The sequence below is a fragment of the Streptomyces lydicus genome (assembly GCF_001729485.1).
GTDB classification, from domain to species: domain Bacteria; phylum Actinomycetota; class Actinomycetes; order Streptomycetales; family Streptomycetaceae; genus Streptomyces; species Streptomyces lydicus_D.
In genome coordinates, this window is sequence record NZ_CP017157.1 from 2,401,860 (window position 1) to 2,424,760 (window position 22,901).

The window sequence follows — 22,901 nt, forward strand, 5'->3', positions numbered from 1 at the left end:
CCCGGGACCGGTCCGCGCCTCAGCGGTTCCGGCCCGCGGTCGCCGCCCCGCGGGTCAGCAGGTCACGGGCGCGGGTGAGCGCGGAGTCGCGCCGGCCGGAGAGCTCCTGGTCGGTGAAGACGGGGGTGGCGACGGCCGGGGGGATGCCGGCGCCGTCGAAGGTGTGGCCCTCGGGGGTCAGGAACTCCTCGTTGGGCAGGCCGAAGGTCCAGCCGTTGGGGAGGTTGCGGCCCAGGACGTCGGAGAAGACGCCCTGGGTGTTCTCCCCGATCCGCAGGGGCGCCGGTGAGCGGCCCATCAGCGCCTGGGTGAAGGTCTCGCCCGCGCTGACGGTCAGCCGCCCGGTGAGCACCGCCACCGGGCCGGTGTAGACGGGGCCCCGGTGGGGGCTGACCCGGGCCGGCTGCGGCGTGGTGAAGGCGGCGGGGTCGCGGGGGTCGTTCCGCGCCTGCTTGCGGTAGGCGGTGTAGGGGCGGCCGGTGAGCCGGGAGGCGATGCGCAGACCGAGCGGGTCGGCGCCGCCGCCGTTGAGCCGTACGTCGATGATCAGGCCGCGCAGCTTCGCCGGGCCCTGGGTACGCGCCTTGGTGAACACGGCGTCCAGGGCGCGGTCCAGCGCGGCGACGTCCCCGACGTAGTCGTCCTTCGCGGTGTAGTGGGCGAACTGGGTGACGCGGAAGTAGCCGAGGTGGCCGGGCAGGTCGGCGTACGTCAGCCGGCCCTGGGCCCAGTGCCGCTGGACGGTGCCGCTGCCCAGGTTGGCGGCTATCGCTGTGTCGATACGGGCGGTCGAGGCCGGGGTGGGCAGGACCGTGCCGGGACGCTTGCCCGCGAACCAGCGGTCGGGGCCGGCGACGACCCGGGTGTGCGCGTCGTGCAGCGGCTCGATCATCTCGCGGAGCACCGTGAAGAGTTCGGCGTCGGTCGTCCGGGCCGTGACGCGGGGGCGGTAGCGGTCGCGGACAGCCGCCCAGTCGGTCTTCTTCGCGCCGAAGAAGGGGTAGTTCTCGGCAAAGGTCTGCCAGAAGACGTCGAAGACGGCCCGCGGGTCGCGGGACGGACGCCGCCCGCAGCGGTCCGGCAGCGCGGCGACACGGTGCAGGGTCCGCCGGCCGACGTTGTCGTCGAAGGCCAGCCGGGCCCGGCCGGCGCCGTCCGGGCGCACCGTGACCGGGGCCGAGTCGGGCACCGTGAAGCGGCTCGCGCCGTGCGCGTCGGGGGCGCCGGCGCGGGTGCCCGTGACGGCCCCGGGCAGGCAGCTGACGGCGGTGGTCTCGTACGTCCGCAGGCTGCCGCCCTTGATCGTGACGAGGGTGCCGTAGCCGTCCATCCGCCAGACGCCCGCCAGCGAGCCGCCGGGGCCGCCGGAGCCGCCCGAGGTCCCGGACGGGCCGGCACAGGCGGTCGCGGCGCCGAGCGCGGTGGCGGCGGCCACCGTGGCCAGCAGCAGGCGCGTGCCGCGCGGGCGGCGGCGACCGCGGCGGGCACCGGGGCCGTTCCCGGGGTCCGCGGCCGCGGGCTCCCGCGACGGAAGTGGTCGTAGCGCCGCACGCGCCGATTCGGACATGAGCCCACCTTTCGTTTCGTTCGGTGCTCAGCGTGACGGCCGGGCGGGACCGGGCACCATGAGGACTTCCTCCGTCCTGAGGTGGGGTTTTCCGCAGCTCGGCGCGGCAGGGGGAGCGGTCAGGGGCCGGGGAGTCGGGGGAGGCCGTCGCGGGGCGGGCCCCGGACCTCGTAAGGTCTTATCCGTGTTGGAGGAGATGCGGATCCGGTCCCTGGGCGTCATTGACGACGCCGTAGTCGAGCTGTCCCCGGGCTTCACGGCGGTGACCGGCGAGACCGGCGCGGGCAAGACCATGGTCGTCACCAGCCTCGGCCTGCTGCTCGGCGGGCGCGCCGACCCCGCCCTGGTGCGGATCGGCGCCAAATCGGCGGTCGTGGAGGGCAGGATCAGCGTCGGTCCGCAGACCCCGGCCGCGGTACGGGCCGAGGAGGCCGGTGCCGAGCTGGACGACGGTGCCCTCCTGCTCAGCCGTACGCTCTCCGCCGAGGGGCGGTCCCGTGCCCACGTGGGCGGCCGCTCCGTACCGGTCGGCCTGCTCTCGGAGCTGGCCGACGACCTGGTGGCCGTGCACGGCCAGACCGACCAGCAGGGGCTGCTGCGGCCGGCCCGCCAGCGCCAGGCCCTGGACCGGTACGCCGGGGACGCGGTCGCCGTCCCGCTCGCCAAGTACACCGCCGCCCACCGCAGGCTGCGCGCCGTCGCCACCGAGCTGGAGGAGCTCACCACCCTCGCCCGCGAGCGCTCCCAGGAAGCGGATCTGCTGCGCTTCGGCCTGGACGAGATCGCGGCGGCCGAGCCGCAGCCCGGCGAGGACACCGAACTCGCCGCCGAGGCGGAGCGGCTCGGCCACGCCGAGGCGCTGGCCTCCGCCGCGACCGCCGCGCACGCCGCGCTGGCCGGCAACCCCGAGGACCCCGAGGGCGTCGAGGCCACCACCCTGGTCGCCGGTGCGCACCGCGCGCTGGAGGCCGTACGCAGCCACGACCAGGATCTCGCCGCGCTGGCCGAGCGGCTCGGCGAGATCGGCATCCTGATGGCGGACGTGGCGGGCGAGCTGGCCAGTTACGCCGACGGCCTGGACGCCGACCCGCTGCGGCTCGCCGCGGTCGAGGAGCGCCGCGCCGCCCTGAACCACCTCACCCGCAAGTACGGCACGGACATCGCGGCGGTCCTCGCGTGGTCCGAGCAGAGCGCCGCCCGGCTCGCCGAACTGGACGGTGACGACGACCGGATCGGCGAGCTGACCGCCGAACGCGACGCGCTGCGCGCCGAACTGGGCGACCTGGCGCAGCTCCTCACCGACGCCCGTACGGCCTCGGCCCAGCGGTTCGCGGACGCGGTCACCGCGGAGCTCGCCGAACTCGCCATGCCGCACGCCCGGGTGACCGTCGAGATCCGCCAGACCGAGGTGCCCGAGGACGCCGACGGCATCGTGGTCGGCGGCCGCACCGTGGCCTACGGTCCGGCCGGCGCCGACGAGGTCGAACTCCTGCTGGCCCCGCACCCGGGCGCCCCGCCGCGGCCGATCGCCAAGGGCGCCTCCGGCGGTGAGCTCTCCCGGGTGATGCTCGCCGTCGAGGTGGTCTTCGCCGGCTCCGACCCCGTACCGACGTACCTCTTCGACGAGGTCGACGCGGGGGTCGGCGGCAAGGCGGCGGTCGAGGTCGGCCGCCGGCTGGCCAGGCTCGCCAAGTCGGCCCAGGTCGTGGTCGTCACGCACCTCCCGCAGGTCGCGGCGTTCGCCGACCGGCAGCTGCTGGTGGCGAAGACGAACGACGGCTCGGTCACCAGGAGCGGCGTCACCGTCCTGGAGGGCGAGGAGCGGGTCCGCGAACTCTCCCGGATGCTGGCCGGCCAGGAGGATTCCGAGACGGCGCGCGCACACGCGGAAGAGCTGCTGGAGACGGCGCGCACGGGACGGTAGACCGCGTGCCGGCGGCGTCGTACGCCGGGGCGAAGGCGTGGCGTACGCGGGGCACACGGGCCGGTGGCGCCGGCGGGACGGGGAGCCGGGCACGCAGGGTGCCGGGCGTGGGGAGGGCGTGATGACGGTGGCAGGCGGCACGGTGCGGGGGCGGATCACGGCGCTGCTCGGGGCGGCGGCCACGACCCGGGCCGCGTACCGGGCGCTGACCGAGCGGCCGCCGGGCGGTGCCGTGCTGTGGGAGCGCAAGAACCACGCGGGGCGGACGGTGCATCTGCACGCGGGCCTCGCCACCGCCACCGGTACCGCGCTGGCCGCCGCGAGCGCCCCGGGCCTGCCCGCCCGGGCCCGCACCGCGACCGCGCTGGCGGTGCTGGCCGCCGGCGGCTGCGGGGCGTACGACGACGTCTTCGGCGCGGACGACGCCCGGCGCGGATTCCGGGCGCACCTCTCGGCGCTGCGGGACCGGGAGGTCACCAGCGGCGCGGTGAAGCTGTTCGGGATCGGCGCGGCCGGGCTGGCCGCGGGGGCCCTGCTCAAGGAACGCCCGGCCGACACGGTGCTGGCCGGCGTGGTCATCGCCGGTTCGGCGCACCTGGTGAACCTCCTGGACGTCCGGCCCGGCCGGGCCGCGGGCGCCGTACTGGCCCTCGGCGCGCCGGGGTTGCTGCGCGGCGGACCGGCCGGGGCGCTGGCCGCCGCGCCCGTGGGGGCCGCGGCCGCCGTCGTCGGGGACGACCTGGGGGAGCGCACGATGCTCGGGGACGCCGGGGCGCACGCGCTGGGCGCGGCCCTCGGGCTGGCCGTCGTCACCGCCTACGGCCGCCGTGGTCTGGCCGCGCACGCCGCCGTCCTGATCGCCGCCGCGGCGGCGGGGGACCACGTCAGCCGGGCGGCGGCGTGGGACCGGCGGGACCGGCGGAGCTGAGGGCCCTGCCGGGCCGGGAGCCGTGGTGGGCGGGAGCCCGGGCGGCGGGCCGTGGCCCGTGACGGCGGGCCGTAGCCACGGACGGCGGACGCCTGACCGAGGGCGCCCCGGGCAGCGGTGTGCGCGCCCCATGGCCCGGTGGCGGGCGCGCTCCGGGGGCCGGGTCACCCGAAAGAACCGTTGGCTCGCGCGGGCGGATTGTCGCCCATGTGGGTGATCCGGTGAGCGCTGGGGTGAGACTTCCCACCGGAACGGCGGTCCGACGGTGCCGAATTGACGACGCCGGACTGGCATCCTGGGCGCGGTGCCCCGTTACGGGTGTACTCGCCGTGTCCCACCCGTCACCGCGCGGGACGGTGGTCGCCCGCACCGTGCGCCGCGGTGACCCGCAGCGGCGGACCGTGCCGCGGTGTCCCGCAGTAGCGGACCGACCTCCCGGTACGGTCCGTCCCCGCCCCGACCCAGGAGTCCCGACCACGTGATCAGTACCCCGGCCTCGACGCACGGGCTGTCGCCGCTGCGCACGGTCCAGGTGCTGGGGCACGGCAGCGCCGGCAGCGCGGCACACGTCCGCTCGCTGGCCGAAGGGCTGGTCGCGCGCGGCGTACGCGTCACCGTCTGCGCCACACCGGACATCGAAGAGGTCTACGACTTCACCGGCGCCGGCGCCCGGTTCGTCCACGTTCCGCCGCGTACGGACCCGGCGAGCGTGGCCGTGCTGCGCAGCGCCTGCTGGGACGCCGACCTGGTCCACGCACACGGTCTGCGGGCCGGTCTGCGCGCCTCGACGGCGTTGCGCGGACTGCGCTCCCCGCGGGGCGGGCGCCGGGTCCCCCTGGTGATGACCTGGCACACCAAGGCGCACACCGAGGGCGCCCGGGCCGGGCTGGTGCACCTGATGGAGCGGAGGGTGGCCCGGGCTGCCGCCGTCGTGCTGGGCGCCTGCTCCGATCTCGTGGACCGGGCACGGGAGCGGGGTGCCCGCGATGCGCGGCTCGCGCCCGTCGCGATTCCCCGGCCGCGGGCCGCCGGCCCGCCCTCCGGGACCGAGGAGGACGACCGGGCGCGACACAAGGAGCGTGCCGAGCTGGGCGCCGTGGACCGCCCGCTGCTGCTCGCGGTCGGCCGCCTCCACCCCGGGCAGGGCCACGACCTGCTGCTGGACGCGGCACACGCCTGGTGCGCGCTCGAACCGCGGCCGCTGGTCGCCATCGCGGGGGAGGGTGACCAGCGGGCGGCGCTGCAGCGGCGGATCGACACCGAGCAGCTCCCGGTCCAGCTGCTCGGCCGCCGGGACGACGTGCCCGAACTGCTCGCCGCCGCCGATCTGGTGGTGCTGCCCAGCAGGTGGGAGGCGCGTTCGCTGATCGCCCAGGAGGCGCTGCGGGCCGGCGTGCCGCTGGTCGCCACCGACACCGGAGGCACCCGCGAACTGGTCGGCCACGCCGCGGAACTGGTCCGCTACGGCGATGCCGCCGCCCTGGCCCGCGCGGTGCTCGGGCTGCTCGCCGATCCGGTGCGCCGGGACGCGCTCGCCCGGGCGGGCCGTCGCCAGGCGGCCGGCTGGCCGACCGAGAACGACACCGTGGCCCAAGTCCTCAGCGTGTACGACGAGTTGACGCAACCCGCCGGGTCGGCACCGCCGCTGTAGCCACCCCGCCGGCCGCTGCGCGCGGGCCCGGCCCGGCGCACCCGGGCCCCGGACGGGGCGTTCCCTGTCATCGGGTCCCCGGCCCGCGGTGGCCGCCGCGTTCGGGCCGGCGGCGGCGCTCCAGCGCCGGGACGCGGCGTTCACTGCCGTACGGCTGGTGGGCGCGGCGTATCCGGTGCTGCTCGGCGGGCAGGCGCTGTGGGCCCACCGGCCGTCCGCGTCGGCGGTGGCGAGCGACCGGGGCGCCGGAGCCGACGACGCCGGGCCCGCCGTCCCGATGCCTGCGGAGGCCGGGCCGCTCGCGCCCGTACGGGCCTTCCGGCAGGGCCTGTTGAGCTGCCTGCTCAACCCCGAGGTCGGCCTCTTCCTCGTGGCCGTGGTGCCGCAGTTCCTCCCCGAGGGGCACTCGGTGCTCGGCGGCACGCTGCTGCCGGTCGCCGTCGACGCGTTGATCGCCGCCGGCTGGCTGCTGCTGGTCGTCGGCTGCGCGGGCCGGGTGCGGCGCCGCCTGCGGAGGCCCCGGGTGCGGCGCCACCCGGAACGGGCTACGGGCGGGGTGCTGATCGCGCTCGGGGCGGTGACGGCGGCCGAGGCGGTGTCGGCGTAGGCGGAGCTGCGGGCGTGGGGCAGGCGAGGTCGACCCGTCGGGTGGCGCTCGCCGCCCCGCCCCTACGGCTTGTCCGTATGGCGCCTGGCGCGCAGGGCCAGCCGCAGGCCGAGGACCGTCTGCGGGTCGTCCAGGTCCGTGCCCAGGAGCTGGGCGATGCGGGCCAGCCGGTCGTAGAGCGTCTGGCGGTTGACGTTCAGATCGCGGGCGGTCTCGGCCTTGCGGCCCGCGCTGGCCAGGTACGCCTCCAGCGTGGGCAGCAGGGGCTGGCGGGCGCCGCGGTCGTGGACGAGCAGCGGCCCGATGGCGCGCTCCACGAAGTCGGTCAGCACCCCCTGCTCGCCGTGTTCGCGCATCCGCCACAGCAGCAGCTCGATGTCCAGCCGCCGCGCGTCGTACCAGGGCTGCTCCGGCAGGCCCTGGGCCGCGGCCGCCGCCTCCGCCGCGTGCCGCAGTCCGGGGCCGGCCGCCGCCCAGTCACCCGGCGCACCGACGACGACCACCGGGCGGTGCGCCGTCGGCCGGTCGAGCCCGGCCCGGACGACGCCGGCCCGCAGCGCCTCGGCGATCCGGTCGGCGAGCGCGGCCCGGTCCTGGCCGGCGCGCAGCGCGACGAGCAGCGGCACCCGGCCCTCCACGGGCCGTACGCCGAGGAGCACCGGCACCCCGGGGGCGGCGAGTTCCTCGCGCAGGGCCTGCGCGAGGAGGGCCCAGCTGCCGGGCGTGGGCAGACCGGCGGGCAGCCGCATGACGACCGGGAGGACGGGTTCCGCGCCGGGACGGAAGCCGAGCAGGCGGGCCTGGGCCGGGGCCTCGGCGGCGGAGATCCGTCCCTCGGCCAGGTCGGCGAGGAAGTCGCCGCGGCCCCGGGCGGCCAGCACCTCCTCCTGGCGCGACTGGAGCATCACGACGGCCAGCAGGTCGGCGGCGCGCTCGGCGGCGATCCGGTGGACCGGCGCGACGGGGGAGTTGACCGGCAGCAGGACGAGGCGGGCGCGGACGGCGTCCGGGCCGTGGCCGCCACCGGGGACGTCGATGCGGACGCCGGTGTCGCGCAGGCCCTCCCAGGCGAGCAGCGGATCGGCGTCCGCGGGGCCCCCGTCGTCGTCGCTCTCCGGGCCCGCGGCGTACAGCGGGCTGCCGTCGGGGGCCTCCAGGCAGAGCGGGTTTCCGGTGAAGACCGCCAGCAGACGCAGCACCTCGGGGGCGCCGCCGCCGCGCAGCAGCACGTCCGTACAGCGCCGCAGGATCTCGTCGGCCCGCCGGAGCAGCGCGTAGTGGCTGTTGATGATCTCGGTGTGGATCGCCTCGGTGACCGTGACGTACGGGACCTCGCGGTGCAGCTGGATCAGCGGCAGCCCGCAGTCCCGGGCGGCCTCGACCAGTGCGGAGGGCAGTGATTCGAAACGCGAGCCCAGCTCCACGACGAGAGCGGCGATCTCGCGGTCGGCGAGCTTACGGATGAAGGCACGTTGCTCCGACGGGCGGGTGCCCAGTCCGAGGCCGGTGGTCAGCAGCAGCTCGCCGCCCTTGAGCAGCGAGGCGATGTGCGGGACCTCACCCGCGTGCACCCAGCGCACCGTGCGGTCCAGCCGGTCCCCGCCGGCCAGCACCTCGGGCAGCCCACGCCGCAACGCCGGCAGCTCCAGCGCCCTGCGTACCGTGATCTCGGCTTCGATCTTTGCTTCCGGCCCCATGGCCAGGAACGGTACCCGTAGTCCGCTATCCGGAGCCGCACAGTCCGCCCCGCCCCCGGAATGCCGTGCCGCCGGGCGTCGGAGGATCACGCCGGCGGTCGCCGGGCGCCGGCCGGCCGCTGCCGGGCGCCGCGGTCCGCCCCGTCCCGCTCGCCCCTCAGGTCGACTCCCGTACCACCAGCCGGGCCTCCGTGATCACCGGAGCCAGTTGCCTCGCGTGCGGTCGCCGGGCGCCGTCCGGTCCCGTCCCGGGTGTCCCGTCGGATCGGCGTCCCTCCAGCAGACGCAGCAGCAGCCGGGCCATCAGCCGCCCCATCTCCTCCACGTCCTGGCGGACCGTGGTCAGCGGGGGGTCCGCCCAGGCGGCCGGCTCCAGATCGTCGTAGCCGACCACCGCCACGTCGTCGGGGACCCGGCGCCCGCGCGCCCGCAGGGTGCGCAGTGCACCGTTGGCCATCAGGTCGGAACATGCGAAGACGCCGTCCAGGTCCGGCGCGGAGTCCAGGAGGCGGGCCATCGCCCGCTCGCCGCCGGATGCCGTGAAGCCGCCGTCCGCGATGAGTCGCGGGTCCGCTGCCGGGACGCCCAGCGCCTCGCGGTAGCCGTCGAGGCGGTCCAGCGCGGAGGTCTGGTCGAGCGGCCCGGTGATCACGGCGATCCGGCGGCGACCGCGTTCGAGGAGGTGGCGTACGGCCTGCCGGGCGCCGTCACGGTTGTCGGTGTCCACGTACAGCGGCCGGGGTGCGCGGTCGGCGCCCGCCCAGCCGGGACGGCCGCCGTAGACGGTGGGCAGTCCGGCGCGGTCGGCCATGGCGGGCAGCGGGTCGTCGCGGTGCAGCGAGAACATCAGCGCCCCGTCGACGTGGCCGGCCGACAGATAGCGGCCGATCCGGTCGTAGTCGGCGCGGTGCTCGACGAACATCAGCAGGAGCTGGGTGTCGGCGGCGGCCAGTTCGCGGCTGATCCCGCGCAACTGGCGGCCGAAGAAGGGGTCGGTGAAGACCCGGGTCTCCGGCTCGGCGATCACCACGGCGACCGCCCCGGTGCGACGGGTCACCAGCGTGCGGGCCGCGCTGTTGGGTACGTAGCCCAGTTCGTGCACCGCCTGCCGCACCCGCTCCTGTACCGGCTCCCGTACGCCCCGGCCGCCGTTGACCACCCGGGACACCGTCGCGCGGGAGACCCCGGCGAGGGCGGCGACCGCCTCCAGCGTCGGCCGCGGACCGTTCGGTTCAGACACCGCGAAACTCCTCCTCAGACACCGTGGAACTCCTGCTCACACACCGCGAAACCCCTCCTCGGGCACCACACGGAACTCCCCGTCACCCGCCGCGGACTCCCCGTCACCCAGCACGGAACTGCCCGTCACGCACCGCGGACCCCCCGTCACCCAGCACGGAACTCCCCTTCGCGCGGCACGGAACTCCCCTGCACGCAGTACGGATTTCCTCTGCACGCGCCATGGAACTCCCCTTCACGCCCACCACGGAATTTCTCCTCGCGCACCGCGAAACTCCTGCGTACGCACCGCGACGTTCCTCCTCGGACGCCACCGGCCCCCAACTGGTACTTCGCCGCGATGACTTGACGGTGTGCCGTCGAGTCGGCAGGGTGCACGGAGCACGGTATGAGAGCGCTCTCAAACCGCATACCCCCCACGGAACTCCTCCTTACCCCCCACCGTGTTGAGGAGAGAATGTCATGAGCATGCGAATACGGTCCGCCAATCGGCCCCGTCACCGCACGAGAGCGGTGCTCTTCGCCGCGAGCACCGCACTCATCACCACGTACGCACTCGCCTTCCCCGCAGCCTCCGCCGAGGAACCGACCCCGCCCCCGACCCCGACCGCGTCCACCGCCCGCACCGCGTCCGCCGCCTTCCAGGAAGTCTGGCGGACGGACTTCGACGGCGCCGCCGGGTCACGGCCCTCCGCTGACGACTGGATCATCGACACCGGCACCGGCTACCCGGGAGGCCCGGCCAACTGGGGCACCGGTGAACGCGAGACGTACACCGACCGCCCCGAGAACCTCCAGCTCGACGGCGCGGGCCACCTGAGGATCACCGCGCTGAAGGACGGCGCCACCTGGACCTCGGGCCGCATCGAGACCCGGCGCACCGACTTCGCCGCCCCGGCCGGCGGCAAGCTCCGCATCGAGGCGGGCATCCGGATGCCCGACGTCTCCGGCGCCGACGCACTCGGCTACTGGCCGGCCTTCTGGACGCTGGGCGCCGACTACCGCGGCAACTACGGGAACTGGCCGGGCATCGGCGAGTTCGACATCATGGAGAACGTCAACGGGCTCAACAAGGTCTGGGGCACCCTGCACTGCGGAGTCAATCCCGGCGGGCCGTGCAACGAGACCCAGGGCAAGGGCGCCTCCCGTGACTGCCCGGGCAGCGCCTGCCAGGCCGGCTTCCACACCTACGCGCTGGAGCTGGACCGCACCAACGGTGCCGCGGAGACGCTGAGCTGGTACGTCGACGGCCAGAAGTTCCACACCGTGACGGCGGCCGAGATGGACGCCGACACCTGGGCGAAGGCCACCCACCACGGCCACTTCCTGCTGCTCGACCTCGCGATGGGCGGCGGCTTCCCGGACGGCGTCGCGGGCGCCGCCACCCCCACCGACGCCACCCGCCCCGGCGGCTCGCTGCTCGTCGACCACGTCGCGGTCTCCGTCCAGCAGCCCGCGGCGGCCCGTGAGGGCCACCCCGACGCCGCCCGGCCCGCCGCCCCGCAAGGAGCCACCTCATGATCAGTCGTCGCAGTCTCCTGGGCGGGCTCGCCGCCGGCGCCGCCACCGCCTCCGGCATCGCCCTGGCCGGCCGTGCGACCGGCGCCACCGCCCCGGCCGGCGGAACCGCCGCCGCCGGCATGCCGCTGCACCTCGTCAACAACACCGGTGCGTACGCCAATTCCTCGGTCTGGGTCTACATCGTCGGCAACGACGGCACCCAGCAGGTACGCGTCACCCCGGACGGCGAACTGAAGCCCGTCGCGCTCGGCGACAACGGCCCGGACGGCTTCACCGACTACGCCGTCCCGCTCGCCGCGAGCGGGACCACCACCCTCCAACTGCCCCGGATGTCGGGCCGGATCTACACCGCGCTCGGCAGCAAGCTCAAGTTCAAGGCGGTCAAGGACGGCAACGGCAAGCCCGCGCTGGCCTATCCGGCGGGCTGGGTCGCCGGCGACCCCAACTACGACGTCCTGCACGACTGCGCCGAGTTCACGTACAACGACGGCGGCATGTACTGCAACACCACCATGGTCGACATGTTCAGCGTGCCGCTCGCGATCAGGCTCACCGGGGCCCGGGACCAGACCACCGGCACGCTCAAGGACGGCGCCCGCGCCCGGATCTTCTCCGACGTCAAGGGCGCCGAGGGCTTCGACCGGCTGGTCATCGGCGACAAGCGGGTGATCGCCCCCGGCCACGGCCTGGACAGCGGACTGTTCGCCAAGGACTACTTCGCGCCCGCCGTCGACGAGGCGTGGTCCGCGTACGCCGGCAAGGATCTGACCGTCACCACCGACGCGGGCACCTTCACCGGCCGGGTCAGCGGCGACCGGCTCACCTTCACCGGCCCCGGCACCGTCTCCTTCGCCAAGCCGTCCACCCGCGACGTGCTCTTCTGCGACGGCAACCTCGCCGCCCCCAACGACGGCACCACCGGCCCGGTTGCCGCCGTCCTGGGCGCGGCCCTCAACCGCTCCACGCTCGCCGCGCAGGCCAGGCAGCCCACCACCGACCCGGCCGCCTTCTACCGGCAGCGGCTCACCAACCACTACGCCAGGGCCATGCACGCCGCGACCCGGGACGGCAAGGCGTACGGCTTCGCGTTCGACGACGTCGCCGGCTTCGCCTCGTACATCGAGGACGGCGCCCCCAAGGAGATCACCCTGACCCTGACCCCCTTCTGACACACAGGTGCCGCCCCCGACGCGCGGGGGCGGCACGGGGGAAACGGGCCGGCGTCAGCCGCCGTAGGCCCCGCTGGCCGTCAGCCGCAGCGCCGTGTCGATCAGCGGGACGTGGCTGAACGCCTGCGGGAAGTTGCCCACCTGGCGCTTGAGCCTGGGGTCCCACTCCTCGGCCAGCAGCCCCAGGTCGTTGCGGAGCGAGAGCAGCTTCTCGAAGAGCTTGCGGGCCTCGTCGACCCGGCCGATCATCGCCAGGTCGTCGGCGAGCCAGAACGAGCACGCCAGGAACGCCCCTTCGTCGCCCTCCAGGCCGTCCACGCCCAGCCCCTCGCCGGACGTCGGATAGCGCAGGACGAAGCCGTCCTCGGTGCCCAGCTCCCGCTGGATCGCCTCGATGGTGCCGATGACGCGCTTGTCGTCCGGCGGCAGGAAGCCCATCTGCGGGATCAGCAGCAGCGAGGCGTCCAGCTCCTGCGAGCCGTACGACTGGGTGAAGGTGTTGCGCTCCTTGTCGTACCCCTTCTCGCAGACGTCCCGGTGGATCGTCTCGCGCAGGTCCTTCCAGCGCTCCAGCGGCCCGTCGACGTCCCCGGACTCGATCAGCTTGACCGTGCGGTCGACCGCGACCCAGGTCATCACCTTGGAGTGCACGAAGTGCCGGCGCGGTCCGCGGACCTCCCAGATGCCCTCGTCCGGCTCGTCCCAGTGCTTCTCCACCCACTGGATCAGCTTGAGCTGGAGCAGCGAGGCGTAGTCGTTGCGGGCCAGGCCCGTCATGTGCGCGAGGTGCAGCGCCTCGGTGACCTCGCCGTAGACATCGAGCTGGAGCTGGCCCGCGGCGCCGTTGCCGACCCGCACCGGGCGTGAATTCTCGTACCCGGGAAGCCAGTTGAGCTCGTTCTCACCCAGCTCCCGCTCACCGGCGATGCCGTACATGATCTGCAGGTTCTCCGGGTCGCCGGCCACTGCCCGCAGCAGCCACTCCCGCCAGGCCCGCGCCTCCTCGCGGTAGCCGGTGCGCAGCAGGGAGGAGAGGGTGATCGCGGCGTCCCGGAGCCAGGTGAAGCGGTAGTCCCAGTTGCGGATGCCGCCGATGCACTCCGGCAGCGAGGTCGTCGGCGCCGCCACGATCCCGCCGGTCGGCGCGTACGTCAGCGCCTTGAGCGTGATCAGCGAGCGCACCACCGCATCGCGGTAGGGGCCGTGGTACGTGCACTGCTCGACCCACTCGCGCCAGAACTCCTCGGTGGCCTCCAGTGCCCCCTCCGGGTCCGGCACGGCCGGCGGCTGGTGGTGCGAGGGCTGCCAGCTGATCGTGAAGGCGATCCGCTCGCCCGGCGAGATCGTGAAGTCGGAGAAGGTCGTCAGGTCCTTGCCGTACGTCTCCGCCTCGGTGTCCAGCCACACCGAGTCGGGGCCCGCGACCGCGACCGTCCGCTCGTCGATCTTGTGCACCCAGGGCACGACCCAGCCGTACGCGAACCGCATCCGCAGCTCGGAGCGCATCGGTACGCGTCCGCTGACGCCCTCGACGATGCGGATCACCTGCGGCGCCCCGTCACGCGGCGGCATGAAGTCGATGACTCGGACGGTACCCCGCGGGGTGTCCCACTCGGATTCCAGCACCAGCGAATCGCCCCGGTAGCGCCGGCGGTCGGCGGGCTTGGACTCGGTGCCGTTGACCGGCCCGATCCGCCAGAAACCGTGCTCCTCGGTGCCCAGCAGCCCCGCGAAGACCGCCGGCGAGTCGAATCGGGGCAGACACAGCCAGTCGACCGTGCCGTCCCTGCACACGAGAGCGGCGGTCTGCATATCGCCGATGAGTGCGTAGTCCTCGATGCGCCCGGCCACGTGCGTCTCCCGTCGAACTGGAGTCACGCCCCCCATGGGACGTTGTGATTCTTGTCCGTCCTGCCCATGAAACGTCGCCGAGCAGCGGGACCGGAAATCGGGCTGGGGACGCTCCCCCAGCTACCGCTGGGTGGGGGTCCCCCAGCCAGCGGTAGCTGGGGGAGGGTGGTGCCTTCCCGGACGGCTCGTTGCGAGTGTCCGAGCAGAATACGATGCACGCGGGTGATCCGCGCGACGCTCGCGACGAGTGAAGTGCTCCGAACGGGTGGCCTCCGTCACGTGACACTGTCAAGGCTAACCGTCACGCACTGTCATGCGGAACCGTCCCACGAGGTTCCGGGGCGTGGCCGGGCGCGACCATGCCGCGGCGCTGATAGCCTGGTACCCCGTGGACCGGTGGGCACGAGAACCCCCGAACCGCAGCGACGGCACCCCTGAAAACCCGGGACGGCGCCGCTTCGCACCTCTCCACCTCGCGACCACGGGAGTTCCCTCTTGGCCATGCCGCCCAAATCCAGGACGACCAAGCACCTCTTCGTCACCGGGGGCGTCGCCTCCTCCCTCGGCAAGGGGCTCACCGCCTCCAGCCTGGGTGCCCTCCTCAAGGCGCGGGGCCTGCGGGTCACCATGCAGAAGCTCGACCCGTACCTGAACGTCGACCCCGGAACGATGAACCCGTTCCAGCACGGCGAGGTCTTCGTCACCAACGACGGCGCCGAGACCGACCTCGACATCGGCCACTACGAGCGGTTCCTCGACGTCGACCTCGACGGCTCGGCGAACGTCACCACCGGCCAGGTCTACAACACCGTGATCGCCAAGGAGCGCCGCGGCGAGTACCTCGGTGACACCGTGCAGGTCATCCCGCACATCACCAACGAGATCAAGCACCGCATCCGGCGGATGGCGACCGAGGACGTCGACGTCGTCATCACCGAGGTCGGCGGCACGGTCGGCGACATCGAGTCGCTGCCGTTCCTGGAGACCGTCCGCCAGGTCCGCCACGAGGTCGGCCGGGACAACGTCTTCGTCGTGCACATCTCGCTGCTGCCCTACATCGGCCCGTCCGGTGAGCTGAAGACCAAGCCGACCCAGCACTCGGTCGCGGCGCTGCGCAACATCGGTATCCAGCCCGACGCGATCGTGCTGCGGGCCGACCGCGAGGTGCCCACCGCGATCAAGCGCAAGATCTCGCTGATGTGCGACGTCGACGAGGCCGCGGTGGTCGCCGCCATCGACGCCCCGTCGATCTACGACATCCCCAAGGTGCTGCACGCCGAGGGCCTGGACGCCTACGTCGTCCGCAAGCTGGACCTGCCGTTCCGCGACGTGGACTGGACCCAGTGGGCCGACCTGCTGGACCGCGTCCACAACCCCGACCACGAGGTCAACGTCGCGCTGGTCGGCAAGTACATCGACCTGCCGGACGCCTACCTCTCGGTCACCGAGGCGCTGCGGGCCGGCGGTTTCGCCAACAAGGCCCGGGTCAAGATCAAGTGGGTCACCTCGGACGAGTGCCGGACCCCGGCCGGCGCCGCGGCGCAGCTGTCCGACTGCGACGCGATCTGCATCCCCGGCGGCTTCGGCGACCGTGGTGTGGACGGCAAGGTCGGCGCGATCACCTACGCCCGTGAGAACCGCGTCCCGCTGCTGGGCCTGTGCCTGGGCCTGCAGTGCGTGGTCATCGAGGCGGCCCGCAACCTGGCGGAGATCGACGGCGCCAACTCCACCGAGTTCGACCCCGCGACCGCCCACCCGGTGATCTCCACGATGGCCGAGCAGCTGGACATCGTCGCGGGCGAGGGCGACATGGGCGGCACGATGCGGCTGGGCATGTACCCGGCCAAGCTCGCCGAGGGCTCCATCGTCCGCGAGGTCTACGGCGACGCCCCGTACGTCGAGGAGCGGCACCGCCACCGCTACGAGGTCAACAACGCCTACCGCGGTGAGCTGGAGAAGAAGGCCGGCCTGCTGTTCTCCGGCACCTCCCCGGACAACAAGCTCGTCGAGTACGTCGAGTACCCCCGCGAGGTGCACCCCTACCTCGTCGCCACCCAGGCGCACCCGGAGCTGCGCTCCCGCCCGACCCGCCCGCACCCGCTCTTCGCCGGACTGGTGAAGGCCGCGGTCGCGCGCAAGACGGGCACCCAGAAGTAGCCGACCGCCCGGCGGATACGGTTGCCGGGGTACGGCCTCTTTCCCTGAGGTCGTGCCCCGGTTTCCGCGTTGTACGGGCTCACAGCAGGAGGACGCACCATGGCGATCAAGGACACCCCGGAGGAGTGGACGGTCACCGCCTCCACGACGCCGTTCACCGGGAACAAGACCAGCGTGCGCACCGACACGGTCGTCATGCCGGACGGGCACACCGTCACCCGCGACTACCAGGTCCACCCCGGTTCCGTGGCCGTGGTCGCGCTCGACGACGAGGGCCGGGTGCTGGTGCTGCGCCAGTACCGCCACCCCGTGCGCCAGCGGCTCTGGGAGATCCCCGCCGGGCTGCTGGACGTCCCCGGCGAGAACCCGCTGCACGCCGCGCAGCGCGAGCTGTACGAGGAGGCGCACGTCAAGGCGGAGGACTGGCGGGTGCTGACCGACGTCTACACCACGCCGGGCGGCTGCGACGAGGCGGTACGGATCTTCCTGGCCCGTGATCTCTCGGAGGCCGAGGGCGAGCGGTTCGAGGTCTCCGAGGAGGAGGCCGACATGGAGCTGGCGCGGGTGCCGCAGCAGGAGCTGGTGCGCGGCGCGCTCGCCGGCGAGCTGCACAACAACTGCCTGGTGGTGGGGGTGCTGGCGCTCACCGCGGCGCAGGCCGGGGAGGGCCTGGACGCGCTGCGGCCGGCCGACGCCCCCTGGCCGGCCCGCCCCTTCGCGTCCTGAATCACCGGCGGGCGACCCCGCCGATCCCGGTCGGATGATCCGCCGATCCGATCGAGTGACCCAACCGCCGTGCTCCGCACGGAACGTGACGGCCCGTGAACTACGCTCGACAGCGACCCCGTGCGCACTCGCGGCGGGGTCGTACGCACGGGTGGACGGGAGCGTGACCGGTGACGGAGCAGGCGGTGGGCGGGGGACACCTCCCGCCCGAGGCGGTGGCGGAGCCGGCCGCGGCGGCGCCGGAGCGGCAGACCCCGCGGTCCCGCCGCCCCGACCAGGACGTCGCCCGCCCCGCCGTACCCGCGAGCGCCCCCGCACCGTCGGCCGGCGGGTTCGCCGGGCGCCGCCGCGAGCTGACGGCGCTGCACGCCGACATCGCCCGGGCCGGGCTGGACACCCTCTCCGGCCGCAAGGGCGCCCGCAGCCGGGTGCTGCTGATCGCCGGCCGCCCCGGGTCCGGGCGCACGGCACTGGCCGAGGAACTGCTGCGCGAGCTGGCCGGCGGCTACCCCGACGGGGTGCTGCGGGCCACCCTGACCGGGCCCGCGGGTCAGGTGGCCGGCACCGCCCGTACCGCGCGTGACCTGCTGACCGCGCTCGGCGAGCCGGTGGTGCCGGGCGCCCCCGAGGACCAGCTGACCGAGCGGCTGCGCGGTGCGCTCGCCGGGCGCCGGGCGCTGCTCTTCCTGGACGACGCCCCGGGCGCCGACGAGGTCGAACCGCTGCTCCCGGACGCCCCGGACTGCCTGGTCGTGGTGGTCTCCCGGGGCCCGCTGACCGGCATCCCGGATGTCCGGCCGTGCACCCTGGGCGGTCTGGACAGCGCGGCCTGCGTCGAGATCCTCGCCCGGTACGCCGGACCGACCCGGATCACCGTCGACCCGCGCACCGCCGAGAGCGTCGGCGAGGAGTGCGGCGGCCAGCCCGCCGCGCTGGTGCTGGCCGGCGCCTGGCTCGCCGCCCGCCCCAAGTGCTCGGTGGCCGATCTGAGCCAGGCGCTGCGGGCCGTCCCGGTACCGGCGGACGTCCCCGGCGGCGCCCGCCCGCTGTACCGCGCCTTCCACCTCGCCCACGCGGCGCTGCCGCCGTCCGCGGCCCGCATACTGCGGCTGACCGCCCTCGCCCCGGCCGGCCTCGTGGACGCGCACACCGCCTCCGCGCTGGCCGGCTGCTCGGTTGCCGCGGCCGGCACGGCGCTCGGTGACTTCGCCGCGCTCGGCCTGCTGCGGCCGGTCACCGAGGACGGCACGGTCCCCGGGGTCCCGGCGCCGGACGCGGCCGGGCAGCCGCAGTACCGCCTCCCCGGCTGCCTCGATCCGTTCGTGCGCGCCCTGCTCCACGCGCACGAACGGCCCGCCGAGATCCAGCTGGCCCGCGCCCGGATGCTGGAGCGCACCGTACGGCTGCTGCAGTCGTGCCGGGCGATGGGCGAGCCGGCCGGCGCGCCGGCCCGGCAGCAGGTCGCCGGCCTGCCCCGCGCGCTGCGCTTCGGCTCCGAGGACGCCGCCGCGCACTGGCTGCGCAGCCGCCGCGGCGCACTGCTCGACGCCGCCAGGATCGCCGTCGCGGACGGTGAACTCGACACCCTGGACCGGCGGTTGATGGCCACGCTCACCCGGACGCTGCTCGTGCACCAGGGCGCCGAGGCCGCCGCGGCCGACCTGTACGCGCTGCACGGACTGGTGCTCCAGGTCGCCGAGCGGCGCGGGCTGGCGCGCGAGAAGGCCGCCGCGCTGCTGAACCTCGCGGACCTGGACGGGCAGGCGGGCCGGACCGCCCAGGCCGCCACCCGCTACCGGGCCGCGCTGGAGGCGGCCCGCTCGGTGAAGGACCCGGTCGCCACCGGCCGGGCACTGGAATCGCTGGGAGACACGTATGCCGAGCTGGGTGACGGGCAGCGGGCCGCCGACTGGTACGGACGGGCGCTGGAACTGCGGCTGGCCCGCGGCGAGGCGGCGGACGCGGCGCGCCTGCACGGCCGGATCGGCGAAGCGCTCGGCCGCGCGGGGCGGTGGGAGGAGGCGCTCCGGCAGTGGCGGGCGGCCGCCCGCACGTACCGCAGGCTCGGCGAGCCGGCCGGCCAGGCCCGGGCGACGGGAGGGCTGGCCCTGGTCCAGGAGCGGGCGGGGCGGCCCGAGGAGGCGCTGCGGACCTGCCGGGAAGCCCTGGAGATGGCCCGCAGAGCGGGCGACGGACGGCTGGAGGGGACCCTCCAGCTGCGGATTGCGGACACCCTCGGCCGGCTCGGCGATCCAGCAGCGGCACGGCTCCACCGCTCGGTCGGGGAGCAGCTCCTCGAAGATAACCCTCTGTGACCTACGAAATCGGTAGCGTCTCCGGCGGAAATTAATGCTTTGCAAGGCTAGACAAGAAGAGCTCCTTCAATAGACTGGCTGGGCCGCGTACGGCGCGGTCAGTTCCGTCATGCATCGCATGAGGGGATAATTCCTCCTGCACCCTCTCTTTCAAGGACCGTGATCGACGTGAAGGTCGGCATCCCCCGCGAGGTCAAGAACAACGAGTTCCGCGTGGCCATCACGCCCGCCGGAGTCAACGAACTCGTCCGCCACGGCCACCAGGTGTTCATCGAGAAGGACGCCGGTCTCGGCTCCTCCATCACGAACGAGGAGTACGTCTCCGCCGGTGCCACCATCCTCGACACCGCTGACGAGGTCTGGGGCACCGCTGACCTGCTGCTGAAGGTCAAGGAGCCGATCGCGGAGGAGTACCACCGCCTCCGCAAGGACCAGACGCTCTTCACCTACCTGCACCTGGCCGCCTCCCGTGAGTGCACGGACGCCCTGCTGGAGTCCGGCACCACCGCCATCGCCTACGAGACCGTCGAGACGGCCGGCCGTCAGCTGCCGCTGCTCGCCCCGATGTCCGAGGTCGCGGGCCGGCTCGCCCCGCAGGTCGGCGCGTACCACCTGATGCGCCAGGCCGGCGGCCGCGGCGTGCTGCCCGGTGGCGTCCCCGGCGTGCAGGCGGGCAAGGCCGTCGTCATCGGTGGTGGCGTCTCCGGCTGGAACGCCGTGCAGATCGCCGTGGGCCTCGGCTTCCACGTCACGCTGCTCGACAAGGACATCAACAAGCTCCGCGAGGCCGACAAGATCTTCGGCACCAAGGTGCAGACGATCGTCTCCAACGCCTACGAGCTGGAGAAGGCCGTCGTCGAGGCCGACCTCGTCGTCGGTGCCGTCCTGATCCCGGGTGCCAAGGCCCCCAAGCTGGTCACCAACGAGCTCGTCGCCAAGATGAAGCCCGGAAGTGTCCTTGTCGACATCGCCATCGACCAGGGCGGCTGCTTCGAGGACTCCCGTCCCACCACGCACGCCGAGCCGACCTTCACCGTCCACAACTCGGTCTTCTACTGCGTCGCCAACATGCCCGGCGCGGTGCCGAACACCTCCACCCACGCCCTCACCAACGCCACGCTGCCCTACATCGTGGAGCTGGCGAACCGCGGCTGGGTCGAGGCGCTGCGCCGTGACCCGGCGCTGGCGAAGGGTCTGAACACGCACGACGGCAAGGTGGTCTACCCCTCCGTCGCCGAGGCCCTCGGTCTCGAGTGCACCGAACTGCGCACCCTGCTCGGCTGAGACGTCAACGAAGCGCGTCAACGCTGCACATCCGGCCGGGCCTTGGCAACAGGGCCCGGCCGGTCGCATGTGCGACCACCGGTAGGTGCCGTTCCGGAACGGCGGTTCTCAACTCGCCGTGAACGTAACCCTTTAACCGATTCGCGCACCCCCGAAACATCGGTCCGATACCGCTTGCGCCCTTGACATCCGGGGGTCCGGTTACCGACACATCGTGCCGGGTCCGGTGGATTGTGTTGCTGCGGACGCCCGACACGCCATAGAGTCGCCAACCGTCGGCATGGTGCCACGCTGACCTATCGATAAAGTTTCCTGGTCACGTCCAAGGAGGTAAGACGACTTGTGAATGAGTCGACATTTTCTCCCGGAGGCGGTCACCCAGGAGCGGTTGCACGGGGCCAGGGTCCCTCGGGGCTCGAGGCTGTCGGCTCCGTCGCGGTCCGCACCTTCGCAGCCCAGCACAGCATTTCCACGACAGCCCACCAGAGCATGGACGGCCATCACGTGAACGCCATGGCCGGCGACCGGGGCAGTGGAGAACCCGCCCGTCTCGCCGACTACGACGACCTGCCCGAGGGGCACTTCTACGATCCGGACGCGGAGTACGAGCCGGACCCCGAATACGCCGCGACGCTCGCGCCGGACGCCGCGCGCCAGCGCCGCGAACGCGTCGGCCCGACCGGACGCCCGCTCCCTTACTTCCCCATTCCCGGCCCGCTGTCGGACCACGGCCCGGCGAAGATCATCGCGATGTGCAACCAGAAGGGCGGGGTCGGCAAGACCACCTCGACCATCAACCTGGGCGCCGCACTCGCCGAATACGGACGACGGGTGCTGCTCGTCGACTTCGACCCGCAGGGCGCCCTGTCGGTCGGACTCGGCGTCAACCCGATGGAACTCGACCTGACGGTCTACAACCTGCTCATGGAGCGGGGCATGTCGGCCGACGAGGTGCTGCTGAAGACCGCGGTCCCCAACATGGACCTGCTGCCCAGCAATATCGACTTGTCGGCGGCCGAGGTGCAGTTGGTCAGCGAGGTCGCGCGCGAGTCGACCCTGCAGCGCGCCCTGAAGCCCCTGCTGGCGGACTACGACTACATCGTCATCGACTGCCAGCCGTCGCTGGGCCTGCTCACCGTCAACGCCCTGACGGCCGCTCACAAGGTCATCGTGCCGCTGGAGTGCGAGTTCTTCGCGCTGCGCGGAGTCGCGCTGCTCACCGAGACCATCGAGAAGGTCCAGGAGCGGCTCAACCCCGAGCTGGAGCTGGACGGCATCCTGGCCACGATGTACGACTCCCGTACCGTGCACAGCCGCGAGGTGCTGGCGCGTGTGGTCGAAGCCTTCGACGACCACGTCTACCACACCGTCATCGGCCGTACGGTCCGCTTCCCGGAGACCACCGTCGCGGGCGAGCCGATCACCACGTACGCCTCCAACTCCGTCGGTGCCGCCGCCTATCGCCAGCTCGCCAGGGAGGTGCTCGCCCGGTGTCACGCCGAGTGAGTCTGCCGGGAGCCGACGAGTTGTTCCGTACCACCGGGGGAGTGGGGCTGCAGCCCTCCAGCCCCCGTCGCACGGCGAACGGCGCGGCGGCCGCGGCGAACGGCGAGGCGCCGCGGGTGCCCGCGCCGGCCGGGGAGGCCGACCCGGGCGCGGAGGCCCCGGAGGCGGCCGCCGCGGCACGGCAGCGGCGGCCCGGGAACGGCGGCCCGGACACCCCGGCGACGGCCGGGGACGGTGGTCCGGCCACCCCGCCCCGGGTGCCGGCGGTCACGACCCCGGCCGAGCACAGCGGACGCGAGCCGGACGGTGACGCGGCCAAAGGGCACCGCACGCAGGCGGGGCAGGTAGGACAGGCCGGCCCGGACGCCGCCGCGGCCACCGGCCAGAGCCGCCGCCGCGGCAACGCCCGCGGCGCCAACCGCCGCCCCAGCGGCCGGGAACGGCACGACGAGAAGATCACCGTCTATGTCTCCGCCGAGGAGCTCATGGACCTCGAACACGCCCGGCTGGTCCTGCGCGGCGAACACGGCCTCGCCGTCGACCGCGGCCGCATCGTCCGCGAGGCGGTCGCCGTGGTCCTCGCCGACCTGGAGTCCCGCGGCGACGCCAGCATCCTGGTACGGCGGCTCCGGGGCCGCTGAGCCCCGCCGCGCGGCCTGGAGTCCGTCCTGGCCGGGTACGGGATAGCCTGCCCCTCCGGCGGGTGTTCCGCCCGTGACCAGCCCGTCGCCCCCGGCGCGGGACCGCAGCACCATGGAC

Annotated in this window: 16 protein-coding genes; 12 read left to right on the forward strand and 4 right to left on the reverse strand. The window is 73.9% G+C overall.

What is annotated here, in order from left to right; all coding sequences use genetic code 11:
• Positions 1 to 19 precede the first annotated feature (19 nt).
• Entirely contained in the window at positions 20 to 1,567 is a 1,548-nt protein-coding gene (locus tag SL103_RS10340) for a S41 family peptidase (protein WP_079145676.1), read from the reverse strand.
• A gap of 196 nt (positions 1,568 to 1,763) precedes the next feature.
• On the opposite strand from SL103_RS10340, the gene recN reads away from it, so the two are divergent.
• The 4 genes from recN (at position 1,764) to SL103_RS10360 (ending at position 6,677) form a co-directional block, all read left to right on the forward strand.
• On the forward strand, positions 1,764 to 3,491 hold the full coding sequence (gene recN / locus SL103_RS10345) for a DNA repair protein RecN (protein ID WP_069568523.1): 1,728 nt from the start codon (positions 1,764 to 1,766) through the stop codon (positions 3,489 to 3,491).
• A gap of 121 nt (positions 3,492 to 3,612) precedes the next feature.
• A complete protein-coding gene (locus SL103_RS10350; protein WP_069568524.1) occupies positions 3,613 to 4,419 on the forward strand; it encodes a hypothetical protein in 807 nt (268 codons plus the stop codon).
• Positions 4,420 to 4,897: 478 nt separating this feature from the next.
• On the forward strand, positions 4,898 to 6,070 hold the full coding sequence (locus tag SL103_RS10355; RefSeq protein ID WP_069568525.1) for a glycosyltransferase family 4 protein: 1,173 nt from the start codon (positions 4,898 to 4,900) through the stop codon (positions 6,068 to 6,070).
• Positions 6,071 to 6,158: 88 nt separating this feature from the next.
• Positions 6,159 to 6,677 carry a LysE family translocator gene (locus SL103_RS10360; protein ID WP_244303881.1) on the forward strand — a complete coding sequence of 173 codons (519 nt, stop codon included), beginning with the start codon at positions 6,159 to 6,161 and terminating at the stop codon, positions 6,675 to 6,677.
• A 62-nt stretch (positions 6,678 to 6,739) separates the two neighbouring features.
• Here SL103_RS10360 and SL103_RS10365 read toward each other — a convergent pair whose 3' ends face one another.
• Both SL103_RS10365 and SL103_RS10370 read right to left on the reverse strand, forming a co-directional pair.
• Entirely contained in the window at positions 6,740 to 8,374 is a 1,635-nt protein-coding gene (locus tag SL103_RS10365) for a PucR family transcriptional regulator (protein WP_069568526.1), read from the reverse strand.
• A gap of 157 nt (positions 8,375 to 8,531) precedes the next feature.
• Positions 8,532 to 9,614, reverse strand: coding sequence for a LacI family DNA-binding transcriptional regulator (locus tag SL103_RS10370; protein WP_069568527.1), 1,083 nt, complete (start codon positions 9,612 to 9,614; stop codon positions 8,532 to 8,534).
• 461 nt (positions 9,615 to 10,075) lie between these two features.
• Between SL103_RS10370 and SL103_RS10375 the strand changes: the two genes are divergently transcribed.
• Positions 10,076 to 11,134, forward strand: coding sequence for a glycoside hydrolase family 16 protein (locus SL103_RS10375; RefSeq protein WP_069568529.1), 1,059 nt, complete (start codon positions 10,076 to 10,078; stop codon positions 11,132 to 11,134).
• Entirely contained in the window at positions 11,131 to 12,303 is a 1,173-nt protein-coding gene (locus tag SL103_RS10380; protein WP_069568531.1) for a beta-1,3-glucanase family protein, read from the forward strand. Before SL103_RS10375 ends, SL103_RS10380 begins: the two co-directional genes overlap by 4 nt.
• Before the next feature lie 54 nt (positions 12,304 to 12,357).
• On the opposite strand, the gene SL103_RS10385 is transcribed toward SL103_RS10380, so the two are convergent.
• A complete protein-coding gene (locus tag SL103_RS10385; protein WP_069568533.1) occupies positions 12,358 to 14,190 on the reverse strand; it encodes a glycoside hydrolase family 15 protein in 1,833 nt (610 codons plus the stop codon).
• Positions 14,191 to 14,655: 465 nt separating this feature from the next.
• Here SL103_RS10385 and SL103_RS10390 point away from each other — a divergent pair, with 465 nt between their 5' ends.
• The 6 genes from SL103_RS10390 to SL103_RS10415 all read left to right on the forward strand — a co-directional run bounded on the left by SL103_RS10390 (position 14,656) and on the right by SL103_RS10415 (position 22,783).
• On the forward strand, positions 14,656 to 16,311 hold the full coding sequence (locus SL103_RS10390) for a CTP synthase (RefSeq protein WP_069568535.1): 1,656 nt from the start codon (positions 14,656 to 14,658) through the stop codon (positions 16,309 to 16,311).
• 99 nt (positions 16,312 to 16,410) lie between these two features.
• Positions 16,411 to 17,037, forward strand: a complete 627-nt coding sequence (locus tag SL103_RS10395; protein WP_069568536.1) for an NUDIX domain-containing protein — start codon at positions 16,411 to 16,413, stop codon at positions 17,035 to 17,037.
• Between the two features lie 170 nt (positions 17,038 to 17,207).
• Positions 17,208 to 19,352, forward strand: a complete 2,145-nt coding sequence (locus SL103_RS10400; RefSeq protein WP_079145678.1) for a tetratricopeptide repeat protein — start codon at positions 17,208 to 17,210, stop codon at positions 19,350 to 19,352.
• A gap of 168 nt (positions 19,353 to 19,520) precedes the next feature.
• Positions 19,521 to 20,636: an alanine dehydrogenase gene (gene ald, locus SL103_RS10405; protein ID WP_069573596.1), complete on the forward strand. Its 1,116-nt coding sequence runs from the start codon at positions 19,521 to 19,523 to the stop codon at positions 20,634 to 20,636.
• A gap of 489 nt (positions 20,637 to 21,125) precedes the next feature.
• Complete coding sequence (locus SL103_RS10410) at positions 21,126 to 22,142, forward strand: ParA family protein (RefSeq protein ID WP_018087947.1); 1,017 nt, start codon at positions 21,126 to 21,128, stop codon at positions 22,140 to 22,142.
• Positions 22,139 to 22,783, forward strand: coding sequence for a hypothetical protein (locus SL103_RS10415; protein WP_069568537.1), 645 nt, complete (start codon positions 22,139 to 22,141; stop codon positions 22,781 to 22,783). The genes SL103_RS10410 and SL103_RS10415 overlap by 4 nt, the downstream gene beginning before the upstream one ends.
• Positions 22,784 to 22,901 lie beyond the last annotated feature (118 nt).